The sequence below is a fragment of the Pseudomonas sp. WHRI 8519 genome (assembly GCF_040224055.2).
Classification (GTDB): domain Bacteria; phylum Pseudomonadota; class Gammaproteobacteria; order Pseudomonadales; family Pseudomonadaceae; genus Aquipseudomonas; species Aquipseudomonas putida_X.
Genome location: NZ_CP167996.1, coordinates 2,171,887 through 2,198,537, shown reverse-complemented (window position 1 = coordinate 2,198,537; position 26,651 = coordinate 2,171,887). Strand labels below are relative to the sequence as shown.

Below are 26,651 nucleotides of genomic sequence, written 5' to 3'. Positions count from 1 at the left end.
GTTGGGCTTCCTCCTGACGAGGCAGTTCAAGTGGGATTTACCAACATACCCATCAACACTCGCCCGAGACCCTGCGTGACCCACGCGGCTTCGCCACCAAGTTCTACACCGCAGACGGCAACTGGGACCTGGTAGGCAACAACTTCCCGACCTTCTTCATCCGAGACGGCCGCCATGTATGCGGCGATGTTTCAGCGCAAAGCATTGCTCGACGCGCTGACCGCCCGGGGCGCCGATATCGAAGCAACAGATGCATTGGGCAACAGCGTGCAAAGCCTCGAACAGGGTGCGCTCAACGGCGTATCGGCGCACCGCTGAGGGCTGTGCAGTGTGTAACGCCACTCGCCAGCACACGGCCAGAGGGCTGCGATAAGAAAATTGGATATCTCGTTAAGATAATCCCGCAGGCGCTGCCTGAACCGTGGGATTACAGTCGCCGTCACGCCGTAGTCCGGCGGGGTGATTTCTGCTGGGCCGTAGCGCTTTCGAAGCCTTACTGGAACCAGACGGAACTCATACCAATACAAGAACAAAGGTGACCACCCATGCTCAAGCCTTCTGTCGATGCCCCTGTCGATGTCAAAGACTGGATCGATAACCGCCCCATCGCTGCCTACCAGTGGCTGATCCTGTCACTGTGTTTCCTGATCGTGCTGTTCGACGGCTTCGATGTTGCCGTCATGGGTTTCATCGCCCCTTCGCTGATGCAGGACTGGGGGCTGTCGCGTACCGCCTTTGGCCCGGTGATGAGTGCCGGCATGGTGGGCCTGGCCATCGGTGCACTTACCGCGGGCCCGTATGCCGACAGGCTGGGGCGCAAGAAAGTGCTGCTGATCGCGGTCAGCGGTTTCAGCCTGCTGAGCCTGGCCTGCGCCTTCGCTCGCAACCCCTATGAGCTGGCAGTGCTACGGCTGCTGACCGGCATCGCCTTGGGCGCAGCCATGCCCAACTGCACCACACTGCTCGCCGAATACCTGCCCACGCGCAACCGCTCGCTGATGATCACCATCATGTTCACCGGCTTCAACATGGGCTCGGGCCTGGGCGGCTTTCTGTCCGCCTGGCTGATCCCTCATCACGGCTGGAAATCGGTACTGCTTGCCGGGGGGCTTCTGCCACTGGCATTGCTGCCACTGTTGTTGTGGCTGCTGCCAGAGTCAGCTCGCTTCCTCGCAGCCCGCCAGGCGCCGGCCAGCCAGATTGCGGCAGCCTTGGCCAAGCTCGGCGGCCGCTTCGCGGCCGGCACCCGTTTTATCGTCAATGAGCCGACCACCCAGCACAAGGCACCGGCCCGGCAGCTGTTCAGCGAGCGCTACCGGTTCGGCACCCTGGCTCTGTGGCTGACCTATTTCATGGGCCTGCTGGTGATCTACCTGACCATGGGCTGGTTGCCGACCCTGCTGCGTGACGGCGGGCTGTCCATCGAGCGCGCCGCCACCATCACCGGCCTGTTCCAGATCGGCGGCGCAGTGGGCGCAATCGTGGTCGGCTGGATCATGGACCGACGCAACCCCAACCGGGTCATCGCCATCGCCTACGCCGTCGGCGGCCTGTGCATCGTCTCACTGGGCGCCCTGAGCCTGGAGTCGAGCCTGCTGGTGGTGGGCGTGGCGGCTGCCGGGTTCTGCATGAGCGGCGCGCAGACCGGCCTGAACGCCTTCGCCCCTGGCTACTACCCGACCGAGTTCCGCGCCACAGGTGTAAGCTGGATGCTCGGTATCGGGCGCTTCGGGGCCATTTTCGGCTCCCTCATCGGTGGTGCCGTGCTCAGCCTGGGGCTGGGCCTGCCGCTGCTGTTCACCCTCCTCGGCCTGCCGGCATTCGTCGCTGCCCTGGCGATCCTGGCCAACGGCCACGCCCGGCTGCGCACGACCCCCGCAGTAACCGCGCCGTAACTTGTAACAGAGGACTTTCGCATGGCTCGTATCATTGGTGGCCTGGCCGTCTCCCACACCCCAACTATCGGCTTCGCAGTCGACCACGACAAACAGGAAGAAGCCGCCTGGGCGCCGATCTTCGAAAGCTTCGAGCCGATCCGCACCTGGCTGCAGCAGCGCCAGCCGGACGTGCTGTTCTACATCTTCAACGACCACGTCACCTCGTTCTTCTTCGACCATTACAGTGCCTTCACCCTGGGCGTGGACGAGCAATACGGCGTGGCCGATGAAGGCGGCAACCCACGGGACCTACCGCCAGTAGGCGGCCACGCCGCGCTGTCGCGGCACATCGGCCAGAGCCTGATGGCCGATGAGTTCGACATGAGTTTCTTCCGCGACAAGCCGCTGGACCACGGCTTCTTCTCGCCCATGTCGGCCCTGCTGCCCTGCGATGAAAGCTGGCCCGTACAGATCGTGCCGCTGCAGGTCGGCGTACTGCAGCTGCCGATCCCCACGGCGCGGCGCTGCTACAAACTGGGCCAGGCGCTGCGCCGCGCCATCGAGAGCTACCCCGAAGACCTCAAGGTCGCGATCGTCGCTACCGGCGGGGTGTCGCACCAGGTGCATGGCGAGCGTTGCGGTTTCAACAATCCGGAGTGGGACGCGCAGTTCCTTGACCTGCTGGTGAACGACCCGCAGCGCCTGACCGAGATGACACTGGCCGAGTACGCCACGCTCGGCGGCATGGAAGGTGCCGAGGTGATCACCTGGCTGATCATGCGTGGCGCGTTGTCTGCCAACGTTGAGCGCAAGCACCAAAGCTACTACCTGCCGTCGATGACCGGCATCGCCACCCTGCTGCTGGAAAACCGCGACCAGGCACTGCCGGCGCCGGTCAACGAACGTTACCGCCAGCACATGCAGCATCAGCTGGCAGGGGCTGAGCAGCTTGAGGGCACCTACCCCTACACCCTGGAGCGCAGTGCCAAAGGCTACCGTCTGAACAAGTTCTTGCACCGCATGATCGAGCCGCAGTGGCGCCAGCGCTTCCTCAGCGAGCCCGAAGCGCTGTACCGCGAAGCGGGCCTGAGCGAAGAAGAAAGCGACTTGCTGCGCCGCCGCGACTGGCGTGGGCTGATCCACTACGGGGTGATCTTCTTCGTGCTGGAGAAGCTGGGCGCCGTGCTGGGTGTGTCCAACCTGGATATTTACGCCGCCATGCGCGGGCAGAGCATCGATGACTTCATGAAGACCCGCAACCAGCAGGTTCGCTACTCGGTGGCTGGCAAAGCGTCCAGCTGAGCGGCGCAGCCCGCTTGATCCTGTGGCGGCGCGAGCCGCGCTGCCACACCGCTCCCTGATTCAACCTGCCCAGCGCCGAAACGACGCTGGCGGGCAGCGCTGTGCCCATCCCTGGAGAATAAAAATAATGAAATGCCGCACCCTGTACCCGCTCGTCCCCACATTCGCCCTGGCAGCCAGCCTGCCACTGCAAGCTGTGGCCGAAGGCTTCGTCGACGACGCCAAGGCAACCCTGACGCTGCGTAACTTCTACATGAACCGCGACTACACGGGCACGGCAAGCCAAGGCAAAGCCGAGGAATGGACGCAAAGTTTCATCCTCGACTTCAAGTCCGGCTTCACCCCCGGCGTGGTCGGGTTTGGCGTTGACGTGCTGGGCCTTTACAGCATCAAACTCGATGGCGGCAAGGGCACCGCCGGCAGCCAATTGCTGCCTGTTCACGACGACGGGCGCCCGGCGGACGACTTTGGCCGCACGGCGCTGGCGGCCAAGATGCGGGTCTCCAAGACCGAACTCAAGGTCGGTGAGTGGTCGCCCACCCTACCCATCCTGCGCGCCGACGACGGCCGCTCGCTGCCGCAAACCTTACAGGGCGCCCAGGTCACCTCCAACGAGCTGGCCGGCCTGACCCTGTATGGCGGCCAGTTCCGCCAGAACAGCCCGCGCAACGACACCAGCATGCAGGACATGAGCCTGTTCACGCGTACAGCGTTCACCTCGGACCGCTTCAACTTCGCCGGCGGCGACTACCGCTTCAACCAGGAGCGCACCTTGGTCGGCGCCTGGTACGCCCAGCTGCAGGACATCTACCAGCAGCGCTTCTTGCAGGTGCAGCATCAACAGCCGGTCGGCAACTGGGTGCTGGGCGCCAACCTGGGCTACTTCTGGGGCAAGGACGACGGCGGCGCCAAGGCAGGCGAACTGGACAACCGCACCGCATCGGGCCTGTTCTCGGCGAAGCTGGGTGGCAACACGTTCTACGTCGGCTTGCAGAAGGTCATGGGCGATGATGAATGGTTCCGGCTCAACGGTGCCAGCGGCGGCACGCTGGCCAACGACGCCTTCGGCTCAAGCTACGAAAGCGCCCAGGAACGCTCCTGGCAGGTGCGCCACGACTTCAACTTCGTGGTGCTCGGCATACCCGGCCTGACTTTGATGAACCGCTATATCCACGGCGATAACGTGCACAACGCCAGCACCCAGGACGGCACCGAGTGGGGCCGCGAAAGCGAGCTGGCCTATGTGATCCAGTCCGGGCCGTTCAAGGCCCTGAACCTCAAATGGCGCAACTCCAGCCAGCGCCGGGATTGGGGCAGCACCAACAGTTTCGATGAGAACAGGCTGATCGTGAGCTACCCGCTGAGCCTGCTTTAAGGCACCCTGCCGGGCTCATACCTGCTCAGTGATGACCTGGCGGATACAGGCCATCAGCGCGACTGCCGCCGGTGACTGCAGGCAGCCACTGCGCTGCATGAGGCCAATGGCGCGAGCAGTACCCGGCAGTGCCAGCGGCAGGCGTTGCAGTTCGCCGCTGGCAATCTCGTAAGCCAACTGGTGCGCCGATACTGCCGCCAGCATGTCCGAACGCACCAGCAGGCCTCGGATAACCGCCAGATCAGCGCTTTCCACCACTGGCCACGGCGCTGCCAGGCCGGCGGCGGCAAAGCAGTTGTCGAGCAGCCCGCGCGCTGGCGAACCGGCGCGCGGCAACACCCAGCGCGCCTGGTGCACGCCCTCGAGCGTGAGGTGTGTGTGCAAAAGCGGGTGCCCACGGCGGGCCAGCAGCACCATTTCCTCGTTGATGAGCGGCTCGCCCACCAGGTCGCTGGCGTAGTCGTGAGGCCGCAAGGCGCCCAGCACGAAGTCCACATCCCCTACCCGCAGCTCGGTTGCCAGCAGGTCGAACGGGCTTTCGTTGGTCACCACCCGGACCTGTGGATGCTCGGCCGTGAAGCGTAAAATGGCATCCGGCAGAATGCGCGAGCGGCCCAGCGGCAACGCGCCGACATGCACCACCCCGCGCAGGGTGCCTTGCATCGCGCTCAGGTCGCTGTCCAGGTGGCGCAACTCGTTCAGCGCCCGGCGGACGGGGAAGAGGATATCCCGGCTGGCCACGGTGGGCTGCAGGCCTCGCGAGGTACGCACGAACAAGGGCTGCCCGCATCCGCCTTCGAGTACTTTCAAAGCAGCACTGACGGCCGGTTGGCTAAGGCCGAAGTGCCGCGCCACGGTCTGCATGTGCCGGGTCTCACAGAGTTTCACGAACACCTGCAGGCGCCGCGCCTGGAACAGGTAAAGGGGCTCGCCCTGGGCGGTGCCCAGCAACCCCGGCACGCTGTCCAGCTCCGCCAGTACGCGCTGGGCACGCGGCAGCAGGCACTCGCCATAGTCGGTCAGGCGCATGCCATTGGCATGGCGCTCGAACAACGGGACAGCGAACCGCGCCTCCAGCTCGGCGATGGCGCGGGTGACCACCGACTGAGCACGGAACAACACCTCCGTCGCCCGCGAAACGCTGCCCAACTCGGCTACCCGGATGAACGCGCGTACTTGCATCAGGTTGGGCAGTTCGACGTTGATCATAAGGCTCCCCCTGCGCTGGGCACGTGACTGGGGCGACTATGCCTCTACCCCGCTTGTCAGGCAATAAATAAAACGCATAGCCGTTGCAAGTGAACGCATTAGTGCCTCGCACAGGCCGATGACATCCTGCGTCAACCCCCACTGCAGGAGCCATCACATAATGAATACCCCACAAAAAGCCGCCTTGGTGGTCAGCGCACATTCCGCCGACTTCGTCTGGCGGGCCGGTGGCGCCATTGCGCTGCACGCAGAGCAAGGCTATGCCATGCACGTGGTTTGCCTGTCGTTCGGTGAGCGCGGTGAGTCTGCGAAACTGTGGCGCAAGGGTGAAATGACCGAAGCCAAGGTCAAGGACGCACGCCGTGAGGAAGCCATGGCAGCGGCCGAAATCCTGGGTGCCAGTGTGGAATTCTTCGACATCGGCGACTACCCGATGCGCGCCGACAAGGACACCCTGCTGCGCCTGGCCGATGTGTATCGCCGGGTGCAACCGGAGTTCGTGCTCAGCCATTCGTTGAAAGACCCCTACAACTACGACCACCCGCTGGCCATGCACCTGGCCCAGGAGGCCCGCATCATCGCCCAGGCCGAAGGCTACAAACCAGGCGAGAAGATCGTTGGCGCACCGCCGGTGTACGCCTTTGAGCCGCACCAGCCCGAACAGTGCGAATGGCGCCCGGATACCTTCCTGGACATCACCCCGGTGTGGGACAAAAAGTATGCGGCCATCCAGTGCATGGCCGGCCAGGAACACCTCTGGGAGTACTACACCCGCGTAGCCCTGCAGCGCGGTGTGCAGGCCAAGCGTAACGTCGGCATCACCAGCGCACGCAACATCGTCTACGCCGAAGGGCTGCAGAGTGTGTTCCCACGCGTGACGGAGAACCTGGCATGAGTGGGCTGATCGGCAAGACCGGTATCGTGGTTCGTAATATCCCGCGCGCTGAGCCGCACATGATTGATGCCCTGGGCCGGCTGGGTGTAGCCACGGTGCATGAGGCGCAAGGCCGCAAGGGGCTGCTCAATACTGCCGTGCGCCCCATCCAGCAGGGTGTGGCCGTGGCCGGCAGCGCGGTAACCGTGCTGGTGGCCCCAGGCGACAACTGGATGTTCCATGTGGCCGTTGAGCAGTGCCGCCCAGGCGACGTACTGGTGGTGGCGCCCAGCTCGCCGTGCAGCGATGGCTACTTCGGCGACCTGCTGGCGACCTCGCTGCAGGCCCGCGGTGTGCGCGGCCTGGTGATCGACGCGGGCGTGCGCGACAGCCAGACACTGCGCGACATGGGCTTTGCCGTGTGGTCCCGCGCCATCAACGCCCAAGGCACGGTGAAGGAAGTGCTGGGTTCAGTGAACCTGCCGCTGCTGTGTGCCGGGCAGTTGATCAATGCCGGTGACATCGTAGTGGCCGATGACGACGGCATCGTGGTGGTCCGCCATGGCGAAGCCCAGGCAGTACTCGAAGCCGCCACCCAGCGCGCCGACCTGGAAGAACGCAAACGCCTGCGCCTGGCCGCCGGCGAGCTTGGCCTGGACATCTACGAGATGCGCCCGCGCCTGGCGGCCAAGGGCCTGCGTTATGTCGACCACCTCACCGACCTGGAAGGCTGAACATGGGGCAGACCCGCATACCCTGCCTGCTGATGCGCGGCGGTACCTCCAAGGGCGCCTATTTTCTGCATGACGACCTGCCCGCCCCCGGCCCGCTGCGTGACCAGGTGCTGTTGGCGGTGATGGGCTCACCCGATGCGCGGCAGATTGACGGCATCGGCGGCGCCGACTCGCTCACCAGCAAAGTCGCCATCATCCGCGCCTCGCAGCGCGAGGACGCCGACGTCGACTACCTGTTCGCTCAGGTGGTGGTGGACGAGGCGCGGGTGGACTATGGCCAGAACTGCGGCAACATTCTGGCCGGCGTAGGGCCGTTCGCCCTCGAGCGCGGCCTGGTAGCCGCCAGCGGCGCGAGCACGCCGGTACGCATCTTCATGGAAAACACCGGGCAGATCGCCATCGCCCAGGTCCCGACCACCGATGGCCAGGTGGAGTACGCCGGCGATACCCGTATCGATGGGGTGCCGGGCCGTGCGGCGGGGCTGGTGGTCACGTTTGCCGACGTGGCCGGCGCCAGCTGTGGAGCCCTGCTGCCCACCGGCAACAGCCGCGACCGGGTCGATGGCGTGGACGTCACCTGCATCGACAACGGTATGCCGGTGGTACTGCTGCGTGCCGAGGATTTTGGCGTGACCGGTTATGAGACGTGCGAAGCGCTGGAGGCCGACAGCTCCCTGAAAACGCGCCTGGAAGCCATCCGCCTGCAACTGGGCCCCCGCATGAACCTGGGTGATGTCAGCCAGCGCAATGTGCCGAAGATGTGCCTGCTGTCGGCACCGCGCAACGGCGGCACGGTCAATACGCGCTCGTTCATTCCGCACCGTTGTCATGCATCCATTGGGGTGTTTGGCGCGGTGAGTGTTGCTACGGCCTGCTTGATTGAAGGGTCGGTTGCACAGGGCCTTGCCAGCACGTGCGGCGGTGATCGTCAGCGTTTGGCGGTGGAGCATCCGAGTGGGGAATTTACCGTGGAAATCAGCTTGGACCATGGGGTGATCACGGGGTGCGGGTTGGTGAGGACGGCGCGGTTGTTGTTTGATGGGGTTGTGTGTGTTGCTCGGAATGTATGGGATGGGCGGCAGTAGTGCTTGCCAAAGCCTCTTCGCCGTTGAGGTCGAGCCCCCCCGCGCGGCGCATCAAAACTCATGAAACAAGCTGCCCTGGTGGCAGAACTGAAGATTTTGGCATCCACACGCCCTGTGGAAAGTGAACAAAAAAACGGCATAATCGCGAAATCTGAAGATTGTGTGAGCTGAATTAAAAAAACACAGCGCTCACGCCCAAACTGAAGGAAAAGGTACATGCGGGCAGCGGGAGATACTCCGGGCCCGCGAACAATCGCCGTTAGCAGTACCTGTACAGGGTCCCCAAGGCGGTGTTCGACTCTATCGAGTTGACGGCGCAACAGGTGCTTGCCGGCCAGCGCTCAGAGACTCAAGCGCAACAGGCAGCAGAGCGACAGTCGGATGCATAGCGTTGAGTCGAAGAGCGTTTATTCATGGCACGAAAAGCACGCCACGCAGCCAGCCCCGACTGGGTGATCCGCAGCGCTCACCCTGGCAGCGTAGAGCGGATAGAAGCGTGGTTCGGTAGCCATGGCTACGATCCTCACCGTCACGACACCTACTCGATCGGCCGCACCCTCGCCGGGGTGCAGAGCTTTCACTACAAAGGGGCGCTGTGCCACGGCCTACCGGGTAACACGTTGGTCCTGCACCCTGACGAAGTGCACGACGGCATGGCTGGGACTGAAGCGGGCTTTCGCTACCGCATGGCCTATATCGACCCAGCACTGATCCAGAATGCGCTCGGCGGTGAACCTTTGCCCTTCATCGCGGGTGGGCTGTCCAGCGACCCGCGCCTGTACCGCGCCAGTGAAGCCTTCGTGCAGGCACTGGAGCACCCGCTGGAAACGCTGGAGGAACAGGACGCCGTGTATGACCTGGCGATGGCGTTGCGTGCGGTGGGCGGTAAGCCACGCGGCCGCAAACGCCTGGATCACCGGGCGGCCGAGCGCGCCAGGGCGTTCATCCTGGAGCACCTTCACCTGGGCATCACCCTGGAGATGCTGGAACAGGCCAGCGGCCGCGAACAATGGAGCCTGTCCCGCGACTTTCGCGCCCTCTACGGCACCAGCCCCTACCGCTTCGTGACCCTGCGGCGCCTGGACACTGTGCGCAGGCTGATGCTCGATGGTTTCACCTTGGTCGATGCGGCCCTGGCGGCAGGCTTTCACGATCAGAGCCACATGACACGGCACTTCACACGCAGCTATGGGGTGCCACCGCTGCGCTGGCTAGAGCGCTTGCGACCTGCGCGCTGACCTGCAGGATCGTACAAGAACGCCTTGTGGGGGTTCGATAGGCTGGCCACTTCAACCCATGAGGAGCCGTCATGTCCAACCCCATCCCGCAACGCCCGGCATCCCCCGTAAACCTGGCCCAGAAAGCTGCACTGATCGAACAGCAGTGGAGCCCGAGAGTGGTCGCCGAGATGAACGACTACCAGTTCAAGGTTGTGCGAATAGAAGGTGAATTCATCTGGCATTCGCACCCGGAAACCGACGAAGCGTTTCTTGTGCTCGAAGGCACCTTGCGCATCGATTTACCGCAGGGCTGCGTTCATGTGAACCCAGGCGAGTTGTACGTGGTACCGCGTGGGGTGGAGCACAGGACAGCGGCGCAGGGCGAAGCGAAACTAATGATGATCGAGCCCAGAGGCGTGTTGAATACCGGCCATGAAGGTGGAGCGCGCACTGCCATGAACGACGTGTGGATAGGAGGGGTAAACATCACTCATAGCGGACTGTTTGTGGTTTCAAAAGTCCATTGCAACCGCAAGTGCACTGAGCAGCAAACAGAGGCTTGCCACAGCTGTTAAATGGACCCGCATCGGCAGATACCACCCAGGCACAGCTTGCACCAGTTTGCGATCCTGCCAAAGGTGGCCGATAAAACCACAGGTCAGCACCAGACAACCCAATGGCACGGGTAGCAACGTGCCAACCCAACCGATCAGGGCCGGGATAACGCTCCACACGAGCCGCTCGCGACGCTGCTTCGCGAGCAAACCCTGTAACGTCATGGCGAAGCCCCAGTGCAGGGCGCCGACGAAGCTCAGTATCACAGCGCCATAGCTGACCAACATGAACGAGGTGAAAGCTCGATACTCAGCGAAAAAGACGATGAGGAGGGTCAAACCAACGAAGGGCAGCAAGCCACCGTAACCCAGCATCGTGTAGCGGCTTGCAGGTAAAGCAGCAGTGACTGCACTCATTTGGACGCCCCTTCGCGACGGTTCAGCATCGCCTGTCAATTGTGCCGCCCAATGAGGTTAAGGAATTCGTGCCGAGTCGAAGCGGAGTCGCGAAACTCCCCTAACATCACGGAGGAAATCATCACGGAGTTCTGCTTCTCGACTCCGCGCATCATCATGCACATATGCTTCGCTTCAATCACGACCGCAACCCCTGCGGCATCCGTGACTTGCCCAATTGCATGCGCAATCTGCCGCGTCAGGTTTTCCTGTATCTGTAAGCGACGGGCATACATGTCCACCACGCGCGCGACCTTGGAAAGCCCCAATACCCGCCCTGTTGGCAAGTACGCGACATGCGCCTTGCCAATGAACGGCAACATGTGGTGTTCGCACAATGAGTAGAGCTCAATGTCACGCACGACAATCATCTCGTCGTTCTGACTTTCGAACAGAGCACCGTTCACGACCTCGTCAAGACTCTGGGCATATCCGTTGCACAAGTACTGCATCGCTTTGGCCGCACGCTGGGGCGTGTCCACCAGCCCTTCGCGCTGCGGGTTTTCACCAACGCCAACCAGGATCTGATGGTAGTGCTCGGCTAACGAATGTGACATTTGGACTCCTCACCGCTACAGCGGTGCCCGACATCGGGATGTGGTAGCCAGGCCAAGTGTGGCCGTAAACGACAGAACAACCGGTAAAAGACCGAAAACAGGGGGCGTAGCGGGCGCCAGGACAGTGGCACGACCCACATACCCTCATCGGCAGCACGCCAGGCCCACAAGGTAGCGTCCAAGCCCTTGACCCATTGCCCGTTCGCGAACCGTCCATGCAGGCATGACCTCAGTTGCTCAACCGTCACGCTCAATGCCTCTGCATCGAAATCATCATCACTGATATCAACCAGAATGAGCTTCGCCTGGGTCGATTTCCGGCGCAGAAAGGCTATCTCTCTAGCGCACAGGGGGCAGGCGCCATCGAAGTACAGCGTTAGGGGCCACTGACAATACATGTACAACCTCAAATATTTGTACAGGTTTTTGTATAAGTTAGCGGAAACCAGGAAATTCGCAATGGGCATGTGAGCGCCGGTTACCGACCAGCCGGCTTAGGCAGGCGGCCCTGAGATCGAGCTTTTTACTCAGCTGATCACTTCAGCTTCACAATGACCTTACCTTTGGCTCTCCCTTGGGCCACGTATGCCAGGGCATCACCCGTCGAGCCCAGCGCGAAGACGCGATCCACCACGGGCTTGATGACCCCGGTTTCAACCAGCCCGGCCAGCTCAGCCAGTTGCGCACCACTCTCCCTCATGAACAGAAATTTGTAGTTCACGCCCATGTGCTGCGCCTTTTTCCTGATCCCTCGGCTGATCAATCGAACGACCTGCCGCAACAGCCAGGAAAGGCGAAGCTGCTCGGCGACCTCCGGAGTGGGTGGGCCTGATATGGAAATCAACTGACCGCCCGGCTTCAACACCTGAAGCGACTTTTCGAGAACGTCACTGCCCTGCCCGCTGAGCACGACATCGTAATCACTCAGTTGCGACTCGAATTGCTGCGTCTTGTAATCGATCACCAGGTCAGCGCCCAGTGCATTGACCCACGCCACGTTGCCGCTACTCGTGGTTGTGGCGACGAACGCCCCCAGGTGCTTGGCGACCTGAATGGCGATACTACCGACGCCACCGGAGCCGGCATGGATCAGAACCTTCTGGCCCGGTTGAACCTTGGCCATTTCCGCCAAAGCCTGCCAGGCCGTGAGGGCCACCAACGGCAGCGAGGCCGCCTCCTCCATGTTCAGGTTGGCTGGCTTGAGGGAAACAGCAGATTCGCTGACTGCCACGAACTCAGCGAAGCCGCCCATACGCGGCTGGTCCAGCCGTGCATAGACTTCATCGCCGACCCGGAAACGACTGACGTTCCCACCGACACGCTTCACAGTACCCGCAACATCGTTACCCAGGATCAGCGGCATCCTGAACGGTAGGACCTGCTTGAACTCGCCCTTCCTGATCTTGATATCCAGGACGTTCACGCTTGCAGCATGAACCTCGATCAGAACATCGAAATCATCCACCTGGGGCTCTGGAACTTCAGTGATATCGCCAACGACGTCTTTGCCGTAGCGATCGATCAGAAAGGCTTTCATATTCTTGAATTGTCCAAAATGTAGACGTGCACGGTGGGCTGGGTGATCGGGCAAGGCGCGGCCTTACTCTTGCAAAAATTGGAGGGCGTGTTTCAGGAAGCGCTCAGGGAACTGGAAGTGAGCTGCGTGACCGGAGTCGGGGTAGATCAGCAACTGCGCATCTGGAATGTTCTGTACCAGGCTCCACGAGTTGATCGAAGGGATCATGACGTCGTCAACGCCATTGACCACCAAGGTTGGCTGCTTGATTTCGTTGAGGTACGAGAAGCGGTTCTCACCCTGCGCCGACTGGACATAGGTTGCAAAGGCAGCGCCCTGAGCCATTGCGACCTCCACGGAGCTTGGCGTGTCCTGGTCGGGCCGCTGGTTGCGTCGTTCCCAGAACGCCAGGCCCGCTTTCTTGGCAGCTTCCGAGCGCCCAAAAAACAGGAAAAGGAAATTCTCGAGGGTGGGGACGGGGTTCGAAGCGGCTTCTCTCACACCCTCGGCCATGCTTGGATCACCGCCACGCAGGCCGGTGCCGACCAGCACAAGCTTGCGCACCAGCGCAGGGTGACGCAGTGCCACTTCCTGAACCTGCAAACCACCGATGGAGAAGCCGAGCAAGTCGACCTGGCTCAGCCCCAGGGCTTTGATGGCTGCTGCAATGTCATCCGCCATTTGCTCAATGGTGGTGGCCGGAGTGCCCGACGACGAAGCCACCCCCCTACCGTTCAGCAAGATCACTTCCCGGCCGGCAGCAAGACCATCGGTGATGATTGGATCCCAGTGATCGAGCCCACCACGGAAATGGGCGATGAAGACCAGCGGCACTCCAGAGGGGTTGCCCCAGCGGCGATAGGTGAATGTGTCGCCGTCTACTTCAACTGTGCGGGTCGGAACGGTGAGATGGGTATGGCTCATGGCGGTTCGCTCTGTGAGTGGAAGACACGACATAATGATGATGATCGTAATCGTAACCGTCAACACCTTTGATGATGACCGTAATCAATGTATGCTATCGCTTGGCGTGATGGCAGAGAGAGCAGAGAAATGAAGGTCACAAAGGCCCAGGCACTAGCTAATCGAGCCCACATCGTGGAAACGTCCTCCATGCTGTTTCGCGAGCGCGGCTATGACGGTGTCGGTGTTGCAGACCTTATGGCTGCCGCCGGCTTCACCCACGGCGGGTTTTACAAGCACTTCAAGTCCAAAGCGGATTTGATGGGCGAAGCAGCCACGTGCGGGATCAACAGGACGGTGGAGCAGATGCAGGGCATCCGGCTGGCCGACTTCGTCAATTTCTATCTGTCCCGCGAGCACCGCGATGAGAAAGGCAAAGGTTGCACGCTAGCGGCGCTGGGCGCAGATGCTGCGCGCCAGTCCGATGAGATCAAAGCTGCTTATGAAGCCGGGATCCACAGATTGCTGGAGGTTTTGCATGGCAAGGATGGGGAGCCCGGGGCAAGCCGTGCTGAAATCATCGATACCTTCGCCCACGCCCTCGGCGCGTTGGTTCTATCTCGAGCCTGCCCGGACGACTCTCCACTTGCTGACGAAGTGCTCAGCGTTTGCCGTGAGAAAATCCAGGAAAAGCTGGTGCCCTGAGGGCCGTCGCCACAGGGCATTCGTTACCCATGAGGGTCATGGCTCACAGCCAATGGGTTCATGAGGGCTTTGAGAGGCGGGCGCATGCCTTTATGCTCCCGCTCGGTGTGGCTGCCCGGACGCAGCTGCCGTTTATCAAACAAGGACTGGCATGACCAAGCTCACCAAACTTCGAATTGTGCTGACACTCGGCGCGCTCATTGGCATGGCCCCGCTCACCTACTCCTTCATCGGGGCCACGCTGTTTTTGGCTGTCATGCTCTTCAAGGTGCCGGAGTTCGTGGTACCCGTCTTTCTGATTTCCACGGTTGGCCTGTGGGGTTGCTGGAAGGCCTATGCGGCAGCCATGGCTCGCGAGCCGAAATTACCCCTGGACAGGCGAGTCATCGCTGCAGTCATCATTGCGCTTGTGTGGGGGCTGATCTTGGCAGGGGGATTGGGCTGGGCCAGCGATTCGAGTGGACTGGAGTGGTATTCGGTTTTTGTGGTGTTCTACCCAATACCTGGACTGACCGCAGTGATCATGCTGCTCGTCACTCGCCGAAGGGCGAGCCAGGCTTCAGCCGAGGGTGTTGCAGCAAACGTTGAATGACCCTCTTCAGTTTTCTCGGGCAGGTTTGCATAAAAGGGAATGAGGATGAGCTTTGACTGGCATGCCGGGCCGATCACCCGCGCGACCCCGATAGACGACGGCTACCGGAACACGCAGAAGGTTCGGCAGTTCCTGCTCAGGGAATGCGGGGAGGCTTTCAAGTTCGACCGTACCTTCATGGCCTGGATAAAGAGCGGGGCTCCAGCCAACATGGGCGACGTCGCTGATGAATGGCTGCGCACCCACAGTCGTTAGAGCTCTATTGTTCGCGCGCCTCTATGCCAAGGCGAACAGAACAGCCAGGAACAGGTGCCAGCTCTGCTTGGCATTAGCCGGCCGGTAGCGCTAACTAGTTTCATGGAACCCAGCCCATGGTTTGTATCCCGCTGTTCGCCACACTGGTCATTTTTTGCTATGTGGATTTTGACTGCCCGCGGGATACAAGCTGTTACATCGAACGGCTGAAAAAATCAGATTTAACCCCTTTCCTGTAGGGCATTTCCCAAAGATACTGCCGCCGCCTGTTTTTCGTTGCACATGCCCAACGTGGATTCTAGTCTCGGCCGGTCGCTGCCAATTCAGCGATCGGTTTTGACAGGCCGTCTTCGTTGTCCACATGTGCACACTTTTATGGTGGCTGTACGTGCGGGCACCTCTGGTGCGCCGAGTGCCAACGTCTCGGTCTGTCAACCCGCGTACAGCTGCCACCTTATTGTTTGACAGCAAGACCGTGGTAGCTCCACCCTTCGACGTTGGAGTTTCATCATGCTCAAGATCGTCCCCGATCCGCCTCACAATCCCCATTCCCTCGAAGACACGCTGATGATGGCTGCCGACTACGCGCTCTGCGCCGAGATCGTGGCCCAGCAAGCGATGTTGATGCAGCCGAAAGCCCCCGTCTCCGTGATGATCATGACCTCGATGCACGAACTTGATGCCCTGCGCAAATTGCTCGAGTCAGCACTGGCACAAATACAAAAGCCAGCCGATCCACAAACGCTGCATTAATCCTCATCATGATCGGCCTGGCCTGGCTTCTTCACGGGCTAGCTTCCTTGCACAGCACCGCCGCTGAGTCGTAGACGCCACTCAGGCGCACGGTGAAACCTGTGGGGTTCGGCTGGGCTGCAACGCGGACCCAAGGGCTGCTGCGCAGCCCATCGCCGGCAAGCCGGCTCCCACCACGATCGCGCAGTTCTTCAGGCTTGCGCTTTGCCTGTGGAAGCACAGGTCTTGCCCAATTTCTAAAAGTTGGCGCAAGTCCAGGTGGGAGCCGGCTTGCCGGCGATAGGGCCAGCCCAGGCAGTTACAACTTCAGGGAGATCACACCATGGCCACCGAACACACCGCATTCACCGTGGGCAAAACCGTCTTCTACCAAGGCGAAAACCAGACCCACCCCCTCTTTCGCATCGAGCCCGGCATCCCCTGCCAAAGCGCCCGCGAACAAGCCTCGGAACTGATGGGCTACGCCCGCGACCTGACCCTCGACGGCCTGATGGAAGATAAACCTCAGCTGCTGTGGGCCTCGCACTACCTCTGCGCCCTGGCCAAAGCCCTGCTCGACGATGCCGAACTGGGCACGATGAAAACCCCGTGACCCTACCCCTACCTGCAGACCTACGCCGCCCCTCGCCGGAGCGGCCTTGTGTCGCGAAAGGACCTCGCCCAAGAGGTAGTAAGCCAGGTGCAGTTCAACCACAATCAGGCCTTGAGTCAAACCTGGGACGCACCGCATGCTCACCACCCTCGCCATCGGCAACTACCGCTCCATCAACCACCTTGTGTTGCCCTTGAGCCAACTCAACCTGGTGACCGGCGCAAACGGCAGCGGCAAATCCAATCTGTACAAAGCCCTGCGCCTGCTCGCAGAGACCGCTCAGGGTGGCGTGATCGAAGCGCTTGCCCGCGAAGGCGGGTTGGATTCGACCTGGTGGGCGGGGCCAGAGATGAGTGCACGCATGAAACGCGGTGAAGTGCCCATCCAAGGCCAGCACCCGAGCGAAGCCAAACGTCTGCGCCTGGGGTTCGCCACCGAAGATTTCGGCTTTGCCATCTCGCTGGGCTTGCCGATACCCCTGCCCTATCCCACCGCCTTCATGCTCGACCCTGAGATCAAGACCGAAGCCATCTGGGGCGCTGGGGCTTATCGCCCATCGTCCTTGCTGGTGGAGCGCAAGAACGCCATGGTTCGTGCGCGGGAGGGCAATGGTTGGACGGTACTCGATCAACATGCCGACAGCTGCGAGAGCTTCTTCAACATCGTGGGCCGGCCACGGCAGGCGCCGGAGATTGGTGAGCTGCGGGCGTTCATCAACAGCTGGCGCTTTTACGATCATTTCCGTATCGACCGCGACGCCCCTTGCCGCCAACCCCAGCTGGGGACCCGCTCGCCGGTGCTGCACCATGACGGCCGCAACCTTGCCTCGGCGTTGCAGACCATTATCGAGATTGGTGAGGTGGAGGACCTGGTAGGGGCATTGGATGACGCGTTTCCCGGTAGCCGCTTGGAGATTGATGCACCGCCGGGCGGGCTGTTCAGCGTGCGGCTGCACCAGCATGGGCTGTTGCGCCCACTGGGCGGTAGCGAATTGTCGGATGGTACGTTGCGGTATCTGCTGTTGATGGCTGCGCTGCTGACGCCACGGCCGCCGTCGCTGATGGTGCTGAACGAGCCGGAAACCAGCCTCCATGCCGACCTGCTGCCCGCGCTGGCGCGGTTGATCGTTCGTGCTTCGCGGCGGAGCCAGGTTTGGGTGGTGTCGCACAGTGCGCCGCTGATTGAGGCGCTGTCAGCCTGTGACGGGTGCAACTTACTGGAGCTGGAGAAGGTTCAGGGGCAGACACAGCTGCGCGGGGTTGGGTTGCTGGATGAACCGCTGTGGCGGTGGGTTGACTGACTGCGATGCACCAAAAGCGCCAACTGCCGAGGCGTGCAACGTAGGAGCTGATCGCTCCTACGCGCACCCTGACGCATTGGAGGCCTTGCACGCCCCAGCCCTCGAGCCATAGCCAGCCCCGGCGTCAGCTCAGCGGGTCACGGCTGTGCTGGCCGTCGACCAGGCGCTGCACGCCCAACGGGTTGGCGTTTTTCAGGGCGTCGGGTAACAGCGCGTCTGGGTAGTCCTGGTAGCACACCGGGCGCAGAAAGCGGTCGATGGCCAGGGTGCCGACGGAGGTACCCCGGGCATCGGAGGTGGCCGGGTAAGGGCCGCCATGCACCATTGCATCACACACCTCGACGCCAGTCGGGTAGCCGTTGACCAACAGGCGGCCGGCCTTGCGCTGCAGCAGCGGCACCAGCGCGGCAAAGCGCTGGAAGTCTTCCGGCTCGGCAATCAGGGTGGCGGTCAGTTGCCCGTGCAGGGCTTGCAGCGCGCGGCGCAGTTCGGCTTCGTCGGCCACCTCGACCACCACCGTGGCAGGCCCGAAAACCTCTTCCTGCAACAGCTCGTCGCCGCTTAGCAGCACGCTCACATCAGCCTGGAACAGCTGTGCCCGGGCCTGGTCGCCGACCTGCTCGGCACCGGCCAGATGGCGCACGCCCGGGTGGCGCTGCAGGCGCTGTACGCCGCTGGTGTAGCTGCGCAAGGTACCGGCATTGAGCATGGTCTGCGCGGGCTGATCGGCCATTTGCGCAGCCAGTGCCGTGACGAAGGTGTCGAACGCTTCGCCAGCGATGCCGATGACCAACCCGGGGTTGGTGCAGAACTGCCCGCAGCCCAGCACCACCGAGGCGGCCAGTTCCTTGGCCACCTGCTCGCCGCGGGCCTGCAGCGCCGCGGGCAACACCAGCACCGGGTTGATGCTGCTCATTTCGGCAAACACCGGGATAGGCTGCGGGCGCGCCGCCGCCAGATCGCACAGGGCACGGCCGCCCTTGAGCGAACCGGTGAAGCCGACCGCCTGGATCGCCGGGTGGCGCACCAGCGCTTCACCGACACCGGCGCCGTAGATCATGTTGAACACCCCGGCAGGCATGCCGGTGGCCACTGCCGCACGCTCGATAGCTTCTGCTACCTGCTCTGCAGTGGCCATATGGCCGCTGTGTGCCTTAACCACCACCGGGCAGCCGGCAGCCAGCGCCGCAGCGGTGTCGCCGCCTGCCGTGGAGAAGGCCAATGGGAAGTTGCTGGCGCCGAACACCGCCACCGGGCCAAGGCCGGTACGGTACTGGCGCAGGTCAGGGCGTGGCAGTGGCTGGCGCTGTGGCTGCGCACGGTCGATACGCGCCCCCAGGTAGTCGCCACGGCGCAGCACCTTGGCGAACAGGCGCATCTGGTTGCTGGTACGGCCACGCTCGCCCTGGATGCGCGCAGCCGGCAGCGCAGTCTCGCGGCACACTGTGGCGACGAAGGTATCGTCCAGCGCGTCCAGCTGGTCGGCGATGGCATCCAGAAACTGCGCGCGGCGCTCTGGTGCCAGCGCATTGTATTCGGCAAATGCCGCTTCGGCGGCCTGGGCGGCGGCGGCCACTTCCTCAGGGGTGGCCTGGGTGAAGACCACCGGCAATGCTTCGCCGGTGCGTGCATCGAAGCTTTGCAGGCGGACGCTGCCGGCAGCGCTGCGCTGGCCGCCAATGAAGTTGCTTGCAGACATGGTTGACTCCTGTAACAAAGAAAGAGGGCTCGGTGGCACATGGCGCCCAGCCCCTTGAGGTTTGCGCGGGCCCTGTGGGCGCTGGCTTGCCGGCGATGGACCGCACAGCGGTCCCGACTTCGTCGACTGGCCGGCAACACACTCAAAGGCTTTTCACTACCCCGGGGCGAACCTGCCCGGACGCTGCGCCAATACCATTGCGCAGCGGCTGGCCAAAGGCGTCGAGGCTGACCTCGAAGGTATCGCCCGGGCGAGCCTGAACGCCGTCGGCAAACGACAGCGTGGCGGTGCCGAAATAGTGCACATGGATATCGCCAGCACGCAGGAACTGGTCGTACTTGAAGTGGTGGAACTCAAGGTTCTCGAAGCTGTGGCACATGTTCTGCTCACCCGACAGGAACGGCTTGCTCCACAGCACCTGGCCATCGCGCAGGATGCGGCTGGTGCCTTCAAGGTGAGCCGGCAATGCCCCCAGGCGCAGCTCCGGGCCGAAGCTGCAGGCGCGCAGCTTGGAATGCGCCAGGTACAGGTAGTTGCGCCGCTCCATCACATGGTCGGAAAACTCGTTGCCCAAGGCGTAGCCGAGGCGGTATGGCGTGCCGTCGGGTCCGATCAGGTATAGCCCGACCAGCTCCGGCTCTTCGCCAGCATCTTCGGCAAAAGCCGGCAGCGGCAGGTCGGCACCGGGGCGCACGACGATGCCGCCGTCGCCCTTGTAGAACCACTCAGGCTGCGCGCCCTCCTCGCCCGCTGCCGGCCGACCGCCCTCCAGGCCCCACTGGAACATGCGCATGCTGTCGGTGACGGCGCCTTCGGCTTGCTGCTGGTGCATCTTGTCGCGGGTGGCGGCGCTTCCCAGGTGGGTCAGGCCGGTGCCGGTCACCAGGCAGTGGGCCGGGTCCGGGTGGTCCAGCGGTGGCAGTACGCGGCCTTCGGCCAGCAGTGCCAGGTAGTCATGGCGCTCACCGAGCCCGGCGGCCCGCACTTCGCTGGCCAGGTCACGGCCCGCGGCGATGGCCTGCAGAGCCAGTTCACGGGTGCTGCTGGCGCCCAGTACTTCAAGGGCGTACTCGCCTTCCACCACGCCCACGTGGCGCGCGCCGGCGGCGGTTTCGAATTGGATCAGTCGCATGCTTGTGCTCGCTTGTCGGTTGCAAAGGTTAGCGGGAGGCTTCGGCCGCCCGTGAGGAAGCCAGGCGCTGGCGGCGCTCCAGGCGGTTGTAGACCACGCCCGTGAGCAGCACCCCGCACAGCATGACCAGCGCCAGGAAGTACAGGCCCGACGACAGCTGCCCGGTGTACTCCTTCAGCGCGCCGATGCCGAACGGGCCCAGGTAACCGCCGAGGTTGCCGATCGAGTTGATCAAGGCGATGCCCGCAGCCGCGCTGGCACCGGAGAAGAACCGCCCCGGCAGCGTCCAGAAGATGGCCGTGCAGGAGAACAACGCGAACGCCACCAGGCACAGCGCGGCCAACTGCAGCACCGGCACCGTCAGCCAGGCGCTGAAGAACAGGCCGATTGCACCCAAGGCGTACAGCAGGCCCAGATGGCCATAGCGGTCGTTCAGGCGGTCGGAGCTACGCGGCACGATCAACAGCCCGATGATGCCGAACAGGTAAGGCACCGCCGAGACGAAACCGGTGACCAGGTCACTGCCGCCAAACTGATGGATCAGCGTTGGCAGCCAAAGGCCCAGGCCATAGATGCTCAGGGTCATCGGCAGGTAGAACAGCGCCAGCAACAGCACCCGGCTGTCTTTCAGGGCATGCAGCGGGTTGCCATGGCGGGTCTGGCCGAACTCGCGCAGGTCGTTGGCCAACTGCTCCTGCAACCAGTTGCGCTGCTCGTCGCTGAGCCAGCGCACCTTGGCAGGGCCGTCCGGCAGCAGGCGTAAGGTGGGCCAGGCCAGCAGCATTGCCGGGGTACCGATACAGATGAACAACCACTGCCAGCCATGCAGGCCATAACTGCCCTCAAGCCCCAGCAGCGCGCCCGAAAGCGGCCCGGTGATCAGCATGGCAAGCGGCTGCGAGAGAATGAAGAAACCGAGGATCTTGCCGCGATGGCGCACCGGGTACCACTGGGTGATGTAGTACAGCACCCCCGGGAAGAAGCCCGCCTCGGCGGCCCCCAGCAAGAAGCGCATCACGTAGAAACCGTTGGGCCCGGTGACAAACGCCATGCCTACGGTAATCGCGCCCCAGGTCACCAGGATGCGGGCGAACCAGCGACGCGCGCCGAAGCGGTCGAGCAACAGGTTGCTCGGCACTTCGAAAAGAAAATAACCGATGAAAAATAGCCCGGCGCCAAGGCCATAGGCCGCGTCACCCAGGCCAATGTCGGCGCCCATGTGCAGCTTGGCAAAGCCTACTGCCGAGCGATCGACATAGGCCACCAGGTAAAGCAGAACCAGAAAAGGGATGAGTTTCAGTGTGATCAGGCGGACGAGCCGCTGCTCCTGAATCATGGCGATGTCTCCAATTGTTCTTGTAATGGGCACAGCACCTGGCCGGGGCTTTTTGGCAGACCGCTAACCTGGCAAATCGATAATATAGTATTACTATTTAAAACAACAACCCTTCACAGATGCCTTTTCAGGCGGTAGAGTCAGCATCACAACGACAAATAGTAATACTAATTAGGTGTTCCGCTTATGTCTGACAACAACCGCCCCCTGCGCTCCGCCCAATGGTTTGGTACCGCCGACAAAAACGGCTTCATGTACCGCAGCTGGATGAAGAACCAAGGCATCCCGGACCACGAATTCCAGGGCAAGCCGATCATCGGCATCTGCAACACCTGGTCGGAGCTGACCCCGTGCAACGCCCACTTCCGCAAGATTGCCGAGCACGTCAAAAAAGGCGTGCTGGAGGCGGGTGGCTTCCCGGTGGAGTTCCCGGTGTTTTCCAGCGGCGAGTCCAACCTGCGCCCCACCGCCATGCTGACGCGCAACCTGGCGAGCATGGATGTGGAAGAAGCGATCCGTGGCAACCCGGTGGACGCCGTGGTGCTGCTGACGGGCTGCGACAAGACCACCCCGGCACTGCTGATGGGCGCCGCCAGCTGCGATGTGCCAGCGATCGTGGTCACCGGTGGGCCGATGCTCAACGGCAAGCACAAAGGCAAGGACATTGGCGCCGGCACAATCGTCTGGCAGATGCACGAGGCCTATAAGGCCGGCCAGATCGACCTCAACGAATTCCTCTCCGCCGAAGCCGGCATGTCGCGCTCGGCAGGTACCTGCAACACCATGGGCACCGCGTCGACCATGGCCTGCATGGCCGAAGCGCTGGGCACCTCGCTGCCGCACAACGCCGCCATCCCCGCGGTGGATGCCCGCCGCTACGTACTGGCCCACCTGTCGGGCATGCGCATTGTCGACATGGTCCGCGAAGACCTGCGTCTGTCGAAGATCCTTACCCGCGAAGCCTTCGAGAACGCCATCCGCGTCAACGCCGCCATCGGTGGTTCGACCAACGCCGTGATCCACCTCAAGGCCATTGCCGGGCGCATTGGCGTAGACCTGCAACTGGAAGACTGGACCCGCGTCGGCCGCGGCACACCGACCTTGGTCGACTTGCAGCCCTCGGGCCGCTTCCTGATGGAAGAGTTCTACTACGCCGGCGGCCTGCCCGCTGTCATCCGCCGCCTGGGCGAGCATGGCCTGCTGCCCAACCCCACCGCATTGACCGCCAACGGCAAAAGCCTGTGGGACAACTGCCTGGCCGCGCCGCTGTATGACGAAGAAGTCATCCGCCCGCTCGATAAACCACTGGTAGCCGATGGCGGCATCTGCATCCTGCGCGGCAACCTGGCGCCCAAGGGCGCGGTACTCAAGCCCTCAGCGGCCACCCCAGCGCTGATGCAGCACCGCGGCCGCGCCGTGGTGTTCGAGAACTTCGAGGACTACAAAGCACGCATCAACGACCCCGAGTTGGATGTGGACGCCAATTCGGTGCTGGTGATGAAGTACTGCGGGCCCAAGGGTTACCCGGGCATGGCCGAGGTGGGCAACATGGGCCTGCCGGCCAAGCTGCTGGCCCAGGGCGTGACCGACATGGTGCGCATTTCCGACGCCCGCATGAGTGGTACTGCCTACGGCACCGTGGTGCTGCACGTGGCACCCGAGGCTGCTGCGGGCGGGCCATTGGCAGCCGTGCGCGAAGGTGACTGGATCGAGCTGGACTGCAAGGAAGGCCGGCTGCACCTGGACATCAGCGCCGAAGAACTGGCTGGCCGCCTGGCCGACCTGCAAGCGCCACCCCAGTTGATCAGTGGCGGTTATGCGAAGCTGTATCTGGACCATGTGATGCAGGCTGACGAAGGTTGCGATTTCGACTTCCTGGTTGGCTGCCGTGGCGCTGCGGTGCCCAAGCATTCGCACTGACCAACCCGCAACACCGCCGCGCAGCAGCGGCGGTGTACCGCTTATGGGCGAAGCCCACGCCCTCCACTGCAACACTTCCCACTGACAAATCACCCCGCCCAGCCCCGCCCCACAGGCCGCCCCTCGACCACTAATGCTATGATGCCCACCCCGCTCGAAGGACCTCCCGCGCCCCCCATGAACTACCGCCAGCCCACCACGCGCAAAAGCATGCACGCCACCCTGGTCCAGGACCTCGGCCTGCAAATCGTATCCGGCCAACTCGCACCCGGGCAAAAGCTGCCCTCCGAGGCCAGCCTGTGCGAAAGCTACGCGATCAGCCGGCCGGTGTTCCGCGAAGCGATGCGCGCCCTGACCGCCAAGGGCCTGGTCGAAGCGCGGCCGCGGGTCGGCACGCTGGTGCGGCCCCGCCATGACTGGCACATGCTCGACCCCGACGTGCTGCACTGGCTGATGCAGGCCACCCCACAAAAGGACTTTTTCAATACCCTGTCCAGCGTGCGCTGGGTCATCGAACCGGCCGCCGCCGCGCTGGCCGCCACCAACGCCACCCCTGAGGATGTCGCGTCGATCGGCGAGGCCTACCAGCGCATGGAAGCGGCGCGCACCCATGAAGAGCGCCTGCAACCCGACCTGGACTTCCACGCCCGCATCGCCGACGCCACCCACAACGACCTGCTGGCCTACCTGTGCAACATGTTGTCGATGGCCCTGCGCGAATCGGTGCGCTATTCCAACCAGCGGCCAAACTTCGACCAACTCGCCCTGCCCCGGCACAAAGCGATTCTCACGGCTATCCAGAACGGCGACGCACTGGGTGCAAGGCATGCTTCGCTGGTGCAGCTTGAAGATGCGCGTGTGGCGTTGAGCAAGGTGTTGGGGCAAGACCCGACTAGCTGAGGCAACGTTTTCGGCTGCCTGCGCGTTATTTTTTTGAGCAGAACGAACTCGTAACGCAGCTCTCGCGTTACGTCATCAAGCTGACGCGGAAACGGGGCGCCGAATCTAGATCACGCGCCCGTGCAGCTCTGAAGCAGTCAAAAAATTGAATCTCCTAGTTGCCTGCTGGGTCAGGAATTATGAACGCAGTAAATCTGACGAGGTAACAGCAATGACTATCGAAGCAGAGACACTCGCTCAACTTGCCGAAGCCCTTCAAGAGCGCGGCATGACTCTAGTAACAGACGTTCCATTTACCAGAGCGCCATACCGACAAAACCACCGCTGGATTTGCACCGTAGAGTAGTAATCTTTTTGCCGGCGGCTCGGACTAAGACTCCACCGCCGGCCCCCTTTTGTAGCCCTTCTGCAACACCACACCTCCCTTCCCTTCACATCGACCGCACTGGTAGGCGCCAGGCCACCTTTCACGGTGGGTTTGGTCATCCGCGGCTGGCTCCTGGCCGATGCGGTCCTGAGGATCACCAAATGCATAACTGCACTGATACCCAGGCCGTGTGCCGGGGCTGCGGTCTCAAGCTGCGTGGTTCACCTTCTTGGAAAGGTGGTCTGGCCTATCACCCTGATCCGAAAGGCGAGGTGAATCGCTGCCGTTACGGGGGTTGGGTCTGCTCGCGGCGCTGTGACATCAAGGCCTGCGTCGAGCTGGAAGGAACCATGCCCGGCTGTGGCGGCGTGAACAGCTGCGAGCGCCTTACGCACTACGCCAAAGAGCATCACCCGCCATTGGCCGGAGGCAGCATGAGCGGCTGGATCAAATGCAGCGACAGGCTGCCAGAGGAGATCAAGGCAGACTATTTGATCGTCTGCGAGTCCGGCGAAGTCGCGCTTTCCGAGTACGTCTACGACGACACCGAAGGCTGGGGGTTCTGGTACGACCCGTACGCGACTCATTGGATGCCCCTACCTTCCCCACCAAGTAGCCCACCACCTGGAGGCGACCATGGCCACCCAGCACGACCTCTATGCCGACAGCGCCCAGGCCCAGGCCTTGGATCGTCGTCTCTCTGGTGAGCAGGAAGTTCACTGGGCGGAAGGCATTACGCCACAGCAGGCTGCGGCTAAAAACCGGGCTTGGCTCGCCATGATCCGCAAACAAGACAAGAACCAGAAGGCAAGCAGCCGGACGGCGATCGCGTCAGCACTCGACAAGATGGAAGCCATGAGTGGCACAGGCGCCGCCCGGAGGACAGCATGATCAAAGGCACACGCGACAAGGTGTTCGCCATTATCAACTCGCGCTTCGATGCTATCAACGCTTCGTTCAGCGATAGCTTGCGCGGCGAGCTGGCTATGGCCATCGATCTGGCCGGCCTTACAGGCGCCATCGGAATCGACACGCAGCGGGCCTACACAGAGCGGCTGAATCGGATCATTGAACGCGTTCACCAGCAGTGGATGGAAACGAACGGGAGAGTGGCATGAGCACCGCACCGGCCAAATCGCTGATAGACGAGCAGATCGAGGAAATCAGCGCGCACAACGTGCGCGAAGCCTATCGCCTGGCTGAGCAGCGCGGCTACTTCGGCGCCCCTATGGGGAATGCTTCGACCTGACCATCAACGAGTTTGACCCGAAGAAGAGCCTCTTCCTTGGCGCCACTTACGGTATCGAGGCTTTGCTGCTGAACCTATACACCGGAGGGGTGAAGCTCGACTTCGAGGAGATCGCTACCTACGAAGTGCGTTACAGCCAATCCGACTACTGACACCCCTGCGCTACCCGCCAGCGCCTCTCCCTCGAAC

The 26,651-nt window shown here is 62.5% G+C and carries 29 protein-coding genes and 3 pseudogenes; 22 read left to right on the top strand and 10 right to left on the bottom strand.

The genetic code is table 11. From position 1 onward, the window contains the following. Positions 1–56: 56 nt before the first annotated feature. From ABRP30_RS10070 to ABRP30_RS10050, 5 genes and pseudogenes are all read left to right on the top strand, one after another. Positions 57–167: pseudogene (locus ABRP30_RS10070) on the top strand (catalase); the annotation flags it as partial. Next, a pseudogene (locus ABRP30_RS10065) lies at positions 163–318 on the top strand (ankyrin repeat domain-containing protein); the annotation flags it as partial. The pseudogenes ABRP30_RS10070 and ABRP30_RS10065, both read left to right, overlap by 5 nt. A 227-nt stretch (positions 319–545) precedes the next feature. Next, positions 546–1,895 (top strand): aromatic acid/H+ symport family MFS transporter, encoded by a 1,350-nt coding sequence (locus tag ABRP30_RS10060; protein ID WP_349974420.1) that lies wholly within the window; start codon positions 546–548, stop codon positions 1,893–1,895. A gap of 21 nt (positions 1,896–1,916) precedes the next feature. Beyond that, positions 1,917–3,179 carry a gallate dioxygenase gene (locus ABRP30_RS10055; RefSeq protein ID WP_349974421.1) on the top strand — a complete coding sequence of 421 codons (1,263 nt, stop codon included), beginning with the start codon at positions 1,917–1,919 and terminating at the stop codon, positions 3,177–3,179. Positions 3,180–3,306: 127 nt separating this feature from the next. Then, positions 3,307–4,554 carry an OprD family porin gene (locus tag ABRP30_RS10050; RefSeq protein ID WP_349974422.1) on the top strand — a complete coding sequence of 416 codons (1,248 nt, stop codon included), beginning with the start codon at positions 3,307–3,309 and terminating at the stop codon, positions 4,552–4,554. 15 nt (positions 4,555–4,569) lie between these two features. On the opposite strand, the gene ABRP30_RS10045 is transcribed toward ABRP30_RS10050, so the two are convergent. After that, positions 4,570–5,763: a LysR family transcriptional regulator gene (locus ABRP30_RS10045; protein WP_349974424.1), complete on the bottom strand. Its 1,194-nt coding sequence runs from the start codon at positions 5,761–5,763 to the stop codon at positions 4,570–4,572. Between the two features lie 118 nt (positions 5,764–5,881). On the opposite strand from ABRP30_RS10045, the gene galB reads away from it, so the two are divergent. The 5 genes and pseudogenes from galB to ABRP30_RS10020 all read left to right on the top strand — a co-directional run. Continuing rightward, complete coding sequence (galB, locus tag ABRP30_RS10040) at positions 5,882–6,658, top strand: 4-oxalmesaconate hydratase (protein ID WP_267822861.1); 777 nt, start codon at positions 5,882–5,884, stop codon at positions 6,656–6,658. After that, positions 6,655–7,371 (top strand): 4-carboxy-4-hydroxy-2-oxoadipate aldolase/oxaloacetate decarboxylase, encoded by a 717-nt coding sequence (locus ABRP30_RS10035; protein ID WP_267822859.1) that lies wholly within the window; start codon positions 6,655–6,657, stop codon positions 7,369–7,371. The genes galB and ABRP30_RS10035 overlap by 4 nt, the downstream gene beginning before the upstream one ends. 2 nt (positions 7,372–7,373) lie before the next feature. Then, on the top strand, positions 7,374–8,456 hold the full coding sequence (locus tag ABRP30_RS10030; RefSeq protein WP_267822857.1) for a 4-oxalomesaconate tautomerase: 1,083 nt from the start codon (positions 7,374–7,376) through the stop codon (positions 8,454–8,456). Positions 8,457–8,869: 413 nt separating this feature from the next. Further along, a complete protein-coding gene (locus tag ABRP30_RS10025; protein WP_267822855.1) occupies positions 8,870–9,694 on the top strand; it encodes an AraC family transcriptional regulator in 825 nt (274 codons plus the stop codon). Positions 9,695–9,765: 71 nt separating this feature from the next. After that, positions 9,766–10,149, top strand: a pseudogene (locus tag ABRP30_RS10020) (cupin domain-containing protein); the annotation flags it as partial. Between the two features lie 39 nt (positions 10,150–10,188). Here ABRP30_RS10020 and ABRP30_RS10015 read toward each other — a convergent pair. From ABRP30_RS10015 to ABRP30_RS09995, 5 genes are all read right to left on the bottom strand, one after another. Next, entirely contained in the window at positions 10,189–10,647 is a 459-nt protein-coding gene (locus ABRP30_RS10015) for a DUF3429 domain-containing protein (RefSeq protein ID WP_349974426.1), read from the bottom strand. A gap of 35 nt (positions 10,648–10,682) precedes the next feature. Continuing rightward, positions 10,683–11,243: a GTP cyclohydrolase I FolE gene (folE, locus tag ABRP30_RS10010; protein ID WP_267822851.1), complete on the bottom strand. Its 561-nt coding sequence runs from the start codon at positions 11,241–11,243 to the stop codon at positions 10,683–10,685. Next, complete coding sequence (locus tag ABRP30_RS10005) at positions 11,228–11,641, bottom strand: DUF393 domain-containing protein (RefSeq protein WP_349974607.1); 414 nt, start codon at positions 11,639–11,641, stop codon at positions 11,228–11,230. The genes folE and ABRP30_RS10005 overlap by 16 nt, the downstream gene beginning before the upstream one ends. Before the next feature lie 137 nt (positions 11,642–11,778). Then, entirely contained in the window at positions 11,779–12,780 is a 1,002-nt protein-coding gene (locus ABRP30_RS10000) for an NADP-dependent oxidoreductase (RefSeq protein ID WP_349974427.1), read from the bottom strand. A gap of 63 nt (positions 12,781–12,843) precedes the next feature. Next, positions 12,844–13,683 carry an alpha/beta hydrolase gene (locus ABRP30_RS09995; protein WP_349974428.1) on the bottom strand — a complete coding sequence of 280 codons (840 nt, stop codon included), beginning with the start codon at positions 13,681–13,683 and terminating at the stop codon, positions 12,844–12,846. A 129-nt stretch (positions 13,684–13,812) separates the two neighbouring features. On the opposite strand from ABRP30_RS09995, the gene ABRP30_RS09990 reads away from it, so the two are divergent. The 4 genes from ABRP30_RS09990 (at position 13,813) to ABRP30_RS09975 (ending at position 15,967) form a co-directional block, all read left to right on the top strand. After that, on the top strand, positions 13,813–14,367 hold the full coding sequence (locus ABRP30_RS09990; protein WP_349974429.1) for a TetR family transcriptional regulator: 555 nt from the start codon (positions 13,813–13,815) through the stop codon (positions 14,365–14,367). A 151-nt stretch (positions 14,368–14,518) separates the two neighbouring features. Continuing rightward, positions 14,519–14,959 (top strand): hypothetical protein, encoded by a 441-nt coding sequence (locus tag ABRP30_RS09985; protein WP_349974430.1) that lies wholly within the window; start codon positions 14,519–14,521, stop codon positions 14,957–14,959. A 45-nt stretch (positions 14,960–15,004) separates the two neighbouring features. Next, on the top strand, positions 15,005–15,214 hold the full coding sequence (locus tag ABRP30_RS09980; protein WP_267822840.1) for a DUF6434 domain-containing protein: 210 nt from the start codon (positions 15,005–15,007) through the stop codon (positions 15,212–15,214). Between the two features lie 510 nt (positions 15,215–15,724). Continuing rightward, the gene (locus tag ABRP30_RS09975) at positions 15,725–15,967 is read left to right on the top strand and encodes a hypothetical protein (RefSeq protein ID WP_241806468.1); all 243 of its coding nucleotides are present in this window, start codon (positions 15,725–15,727) and stop codon (positions 15,965–15,967) included. Between the two features lie 31 nt (positions 15,968–15,998). Here the strand turns inward: ABRP30_RS09975 and ABRP30_RS09970 are convergent, their stop codons facing one another. Next, positions 15,999–16,187, bottom strand: a complete 189-nt coding sequence (locus ABRP30_RS09970) for a hypothetical protein (protein ID WP_267822838.1) — start codon at positions 16,185–16,187, stop codon at positions 15,999–16,001. Between the two features lie 102 nt (positions 16,188–16,289). On the opposite strand from ABRP30_RS09970, the gene ABRP30_RS09965 reads away from it, so the two are divergent. Both ABRP30_RS09965 and ABRP30_RS09960 read left to right on the top strand, forming a co-directional pair. After that, entirely contained in the window at positions 16,290–16,559 is a 270-nt protein-coding gene (locus ABRP30_RS09965; RefSeq protein ID WP_267822836.1) for a DUF3077 domain-containing protein, read from the top strand. A 136-nt stretch (positions 16,560–16,695) separates the two neighbouring features. Then, a complete protein-coding gene (locus tag ABRP30_RS09960; RefSeq protein ID WP_349974433.1) occupies positions 16,696–17,859 on the top strand; it encodes an AAA family ATPase in 1,164 nt (387 codons plus the stop codon). 124 nt (positions 17,860–17,983) lie between these two features. Here the strand turns inward: ABRP30_RS09960 and ABRP30_RS09955 are convergent, their stop codons facing one another. From ABRP30_RS09955 to ABRP30_RS09945, 3 genes are all read right to left on the bottom strand, one after another. Beyond that, positions 17,984–19,558, bottom strand: a complete 1,575-nt coding sequence (locus ABRP30_RS09955; protein WP_349974434.1) for an aldehyde dehydrogenase (NADP(+)) — start codon at positions 19,556–19,558, stop codon at positions 17,984–17,986. Positions 19,559–19,700: 142 nt separating this feature from the next. Continuing rightward, complete coding sequence (gene araD1, locus ABRP30_RS09950) at positions 19,701–20,690, bottom strand: AraD1 family protein (protein ID WP_349974435.1); 990 nt, start codon at positions 20,688–20,690, stop codon at positions 19,701–19,703. Positions 20,691–20,718: 28 nt separating this feature from the next. Beyond that, the gene (locus ABRP30_RS09945; RefSeq protein WP_241806473.1) at positions 20,719–22,026 is read right to left on the bottom strand and encodes an MFS transporter; all 1,308 of its coding nucleotides are present in this window, start codon (positions 22,024–22,026) and stop codon (positions 20,719–20,721) included. Positions 22,027–22,212: 186 nt separating this feature from the next. On the opposite strand from ABRP30_RS09945, the gene ABRP30_RS09940 reads away from it, so the two are divergent. The 6 genes from ABRP30_RS09940 to ABRP30_RS09915 all read left to right on the top strand — a co-directional run bounded on the left by ABRP30_RS09940 (position 22,213) and on the right by ABRP30_RS09915 (position 26,462). Then, on the top strand, positions 22,213–23,946 hold the full coding sequence (locus tag ABRP30_RS09940) for an IlvD/Edd family dehydratase (protein WP_241806474.1): 1,734 nt from the start codon (positions 22,213–22,215) through the stop codon (positions 23,944–23,946). A gap of 177 nt (positions 23,947–24,123) precedes the next feature. Continuing rightward, positions 24,124–24,846, top strand: coding sequence for a FadR/GntR family transcriptional regulator (locus ABRP30_RS09935; protein ID WP_241806475.1), 723 nt, complete (start codon positions 24,124–24,126; stop codon positions 24,844–24,846). Between the two features lie 528 nt (positions 24,847–25,374). Further along, positions 25,375–25,920 carry a DUF551 domain-containing protein gene (locus ABRP30_RS09930; RefSeq protein ID WP_372490430.1) on the top strand — a complete coding sequence of 182 codons (546 nt, stop codon included), beginning with the start codon at positions 25,375–25,377 and terminating at the stop codon, positions 25,918–25,920. Beyond that, a complete protein-coding gene (locus tag ABRP30_RS09925) occupies positions 25,850–26,104 on the top strand; it encodes a hypothetical protein (RefSeq protein ID WP_267822820.1) in 255 nt (84 codons plus the stop codon). Before ABRP30_RS09930 ends, ABRP30_RS09925 begins: the two co-directional genes overlap by 71 nt. Then, positions 26,101–26,331 (top strand): hypothetical protein, encoded by a 231-nt coding sequence (locus tag ABRP30_RS09920; RefSeq protein WP_349974437.1) that lies wholly within the window; start codon positions 26,101–26,103, stop codon positions 26,329–26,331. The genes ABRP30_RS09925 and ABRP30_RS09920 overlap by 4 nt, the downstream gene beginning before the upstream one ends. Continuing rightward, positions 26,328–26,462, top strand: a complete 135-nt coding sequence (locus ABRP30_RS09915; RefSeq protein WP_267822817.1) for a hypothetical protein — start codon at positions 26,328–26,330, stop codon at positions 26,460–26,462. Before ABRP30_RS09920 ends, ABRP30_RS09915 begins: the two co-directional genes overlap by 4 nt. Positions 26,463–26,651: the final 189 nt, after the last annotated feature.

Bases quoted from the DNA above. Each gene is read 5' to 3' on its own strand.
- ABRP30_RS09955 (WP_349974434.1), bottom strand. From the start codon at position 19,558: ATGTCTGCAAGCAACTTCATTGGCGGCCAGCGCAGCGCTGCCGGCAGC.
- ABRP30_RS09935 (WP_241806475.1), top strand. From the start codon at position 24,124: ATGAACTACCGCCAGCCCACCACGCGCAAAAGCATGCACGCCACCCTG.
- ABRP30_RS10050 (WP_349974422.1), top strand. From the start codon at position 3,307: ATGAAATGCCGCACCCTGTACCCGCTCGTCCCCACATTCGCCCTGGCA.
- galB (WP_267822861.1), top strand. From the start codon at position 5,882: ATGACATCCTGCGTCAACCCCCACTGCAGGAGCCATCACATAATGAAT.
- folE (WP_267822851.1), bottom strand. From the start codon at position 11,243: ATGTCACATTCGTTAGCCGAGCACTACCATCAGATCCTGGTTGGCGTT.
- ABRP30_RS09965 (WP_267822836.1), top strand. From the start codon at position 16,290: ATGGCCACCGAACACACCGCATTCACCGTGGGCAAAACCGTCTTCTAC.
- ABRP30_RS09975 (WP_241806468.1), top strand. From the start codon at position 15,725: ATGCTCAAGATCGTCCCCGATCCGCCTCACAATCCCCATTCCCTCGAA.
- ABRP30_RS09940 (WP_241806474.1), top strand. From the start codon at position 22,213: ATGTCTGACAACAACCGCCCCCTGCGCTCCGCCCAATGGTTTGGTACC.
- ABRP30_RS10055 (WP_349974421.1), top strand. From the start codon at position 1,917: ATGGCTCGTATCATTGGTGGCCTGGCCGTCTCCCACACCCCAACTATC.
- ABRP30_RS09960 (WP_349974433.1), top strand. From the start codon at position 16,696: ATGCTCACCACCCTCGCCATCGGCAACTACCGCTCCATCAACCACCTT.
- ABRP30_RS10035 (WP_267822859.1), top strand. From the start codon at position 6,655: ATGAGTGGGCTGATCGGCAAGACCGGTATCGTGGTTCGTAATATCCCG.
- ABRP30_RS09920 (WP_349974437.1), top strand. From the start codon at position 26,101: ATGATCAAAGGCACACGCGACAAGGTGTTCGCCATTATCAACTCGCGC.
- ABRP30_RS09930 (WP_372490430.1), top strand. From the start codon at position 25,375: ATGCATAACTGCACTGATACCCAGGCCGTGTGCCGGGGCTGCGGTCTC.
- ABRP30_RS09990 (WP_349974429.1), top strand. From the start codon at position 13,813: ATGAAGGTCACAAAGGCCCAGGCACTAGCTAATCGAGCCCACATCGTG.
- ABRP30_RS09995 (WP_349974428.1), bottom strand. From the start codon at position 13,683: ATGAGCCATACCCATCTCACCGTTCCGACCCGCACAGTTGAAGTAGAC.
- ABRP30_RS10015 (WP_349974426.1), bottom strand. From the start codon at position 10,647: ATGAGTGCAGTCACTGCTGCTTTACCTGCAAGCCGCTACACGATGCTG.
- ABRP30_RS10030 (WP_267822857.1), top strand. From the start codon at position 7,374: ATGGGGCAGACCCGCATACCCTGCCTGCTGATGCGCGGCGGTACCTCC.
- ABRP30_RS10025 (WP_267822855.1), top strand. From the start codon at position 8,870: ATGGCACGAAAAGCACGCCACGCAGCCAGCCCCGACTGGGTGATCCGC.
- ABRP30_RS09985 (WP_349974430.1), top strand. From the start codon at position 14,519: ATGACCAAGCTCACCAAACTTCGAATTGTGCTGACACTCGGCGCGCTC.
- ABRP30_RS09915 (WP_267822817.1), top strand. From the start codon at position 26,328: ATGAGCACCGCACCGGCCAAATCGCTGATAGACGAGCAGATCGAGGAA.
- ABRP30_RS10005 (WP_349974607.1), bottom strand. From the start codon at position 11,641: ATGTATTGTCAGTGGCCCCTAACGCTGTACTTCGATGGCGCCTGCCCC.
- ABRP30_RS09945 (WP_241806473.1), bottom strand. From the start codon at position 22,026: ATGATTCAGGAGCAGCGGCTCGTCCGCCTGATCACACTGAAACTCATC.
- ABRP30_RS10060 (WP_349974420.1), top strand. From the start codon at position 546: ATGCTCAAGCCTTCTGTCGATGCCCCTGTCGATGTCAAAGACTGGATC.
- ABRP30_RS09925 (WP_267822820.1), top strand. From the start codon at position 25,850: ATGGCCACCCAGCACGACCTCTATGCCGACAGCGCCCAGGCCCAGGCC.
- araD1 (WP_349974435.1), bottom strand. From the start codon at position 20,690: ATGCGACTGATCCAATTCGAAACCGCCGCCGGCGCGCGCCACGTGGGC.
- ABRP30_RS10045 (WP_349974424.1), bottom strand. From the start codon at position 5,763: ATGATCAACGTCGAACTGCCCAACCTGATGCAAGTACGCGCGTTCATC.
- ABRP30_RS10000 (WP_349974427.1), bottom strand. From the start codon at position 12,780: ATGAAAGCCTTTCTGATCGATCGCTACGGCAAAGACGTCGTTGGCGAT.
- ABRP30_RS09980 (WP_267822840.1), top strand. From the start codon at position 15,005: ATGAGCTTTGACTGGCATGCCGGGCCGATCACCCGCGCGACCCCGATA.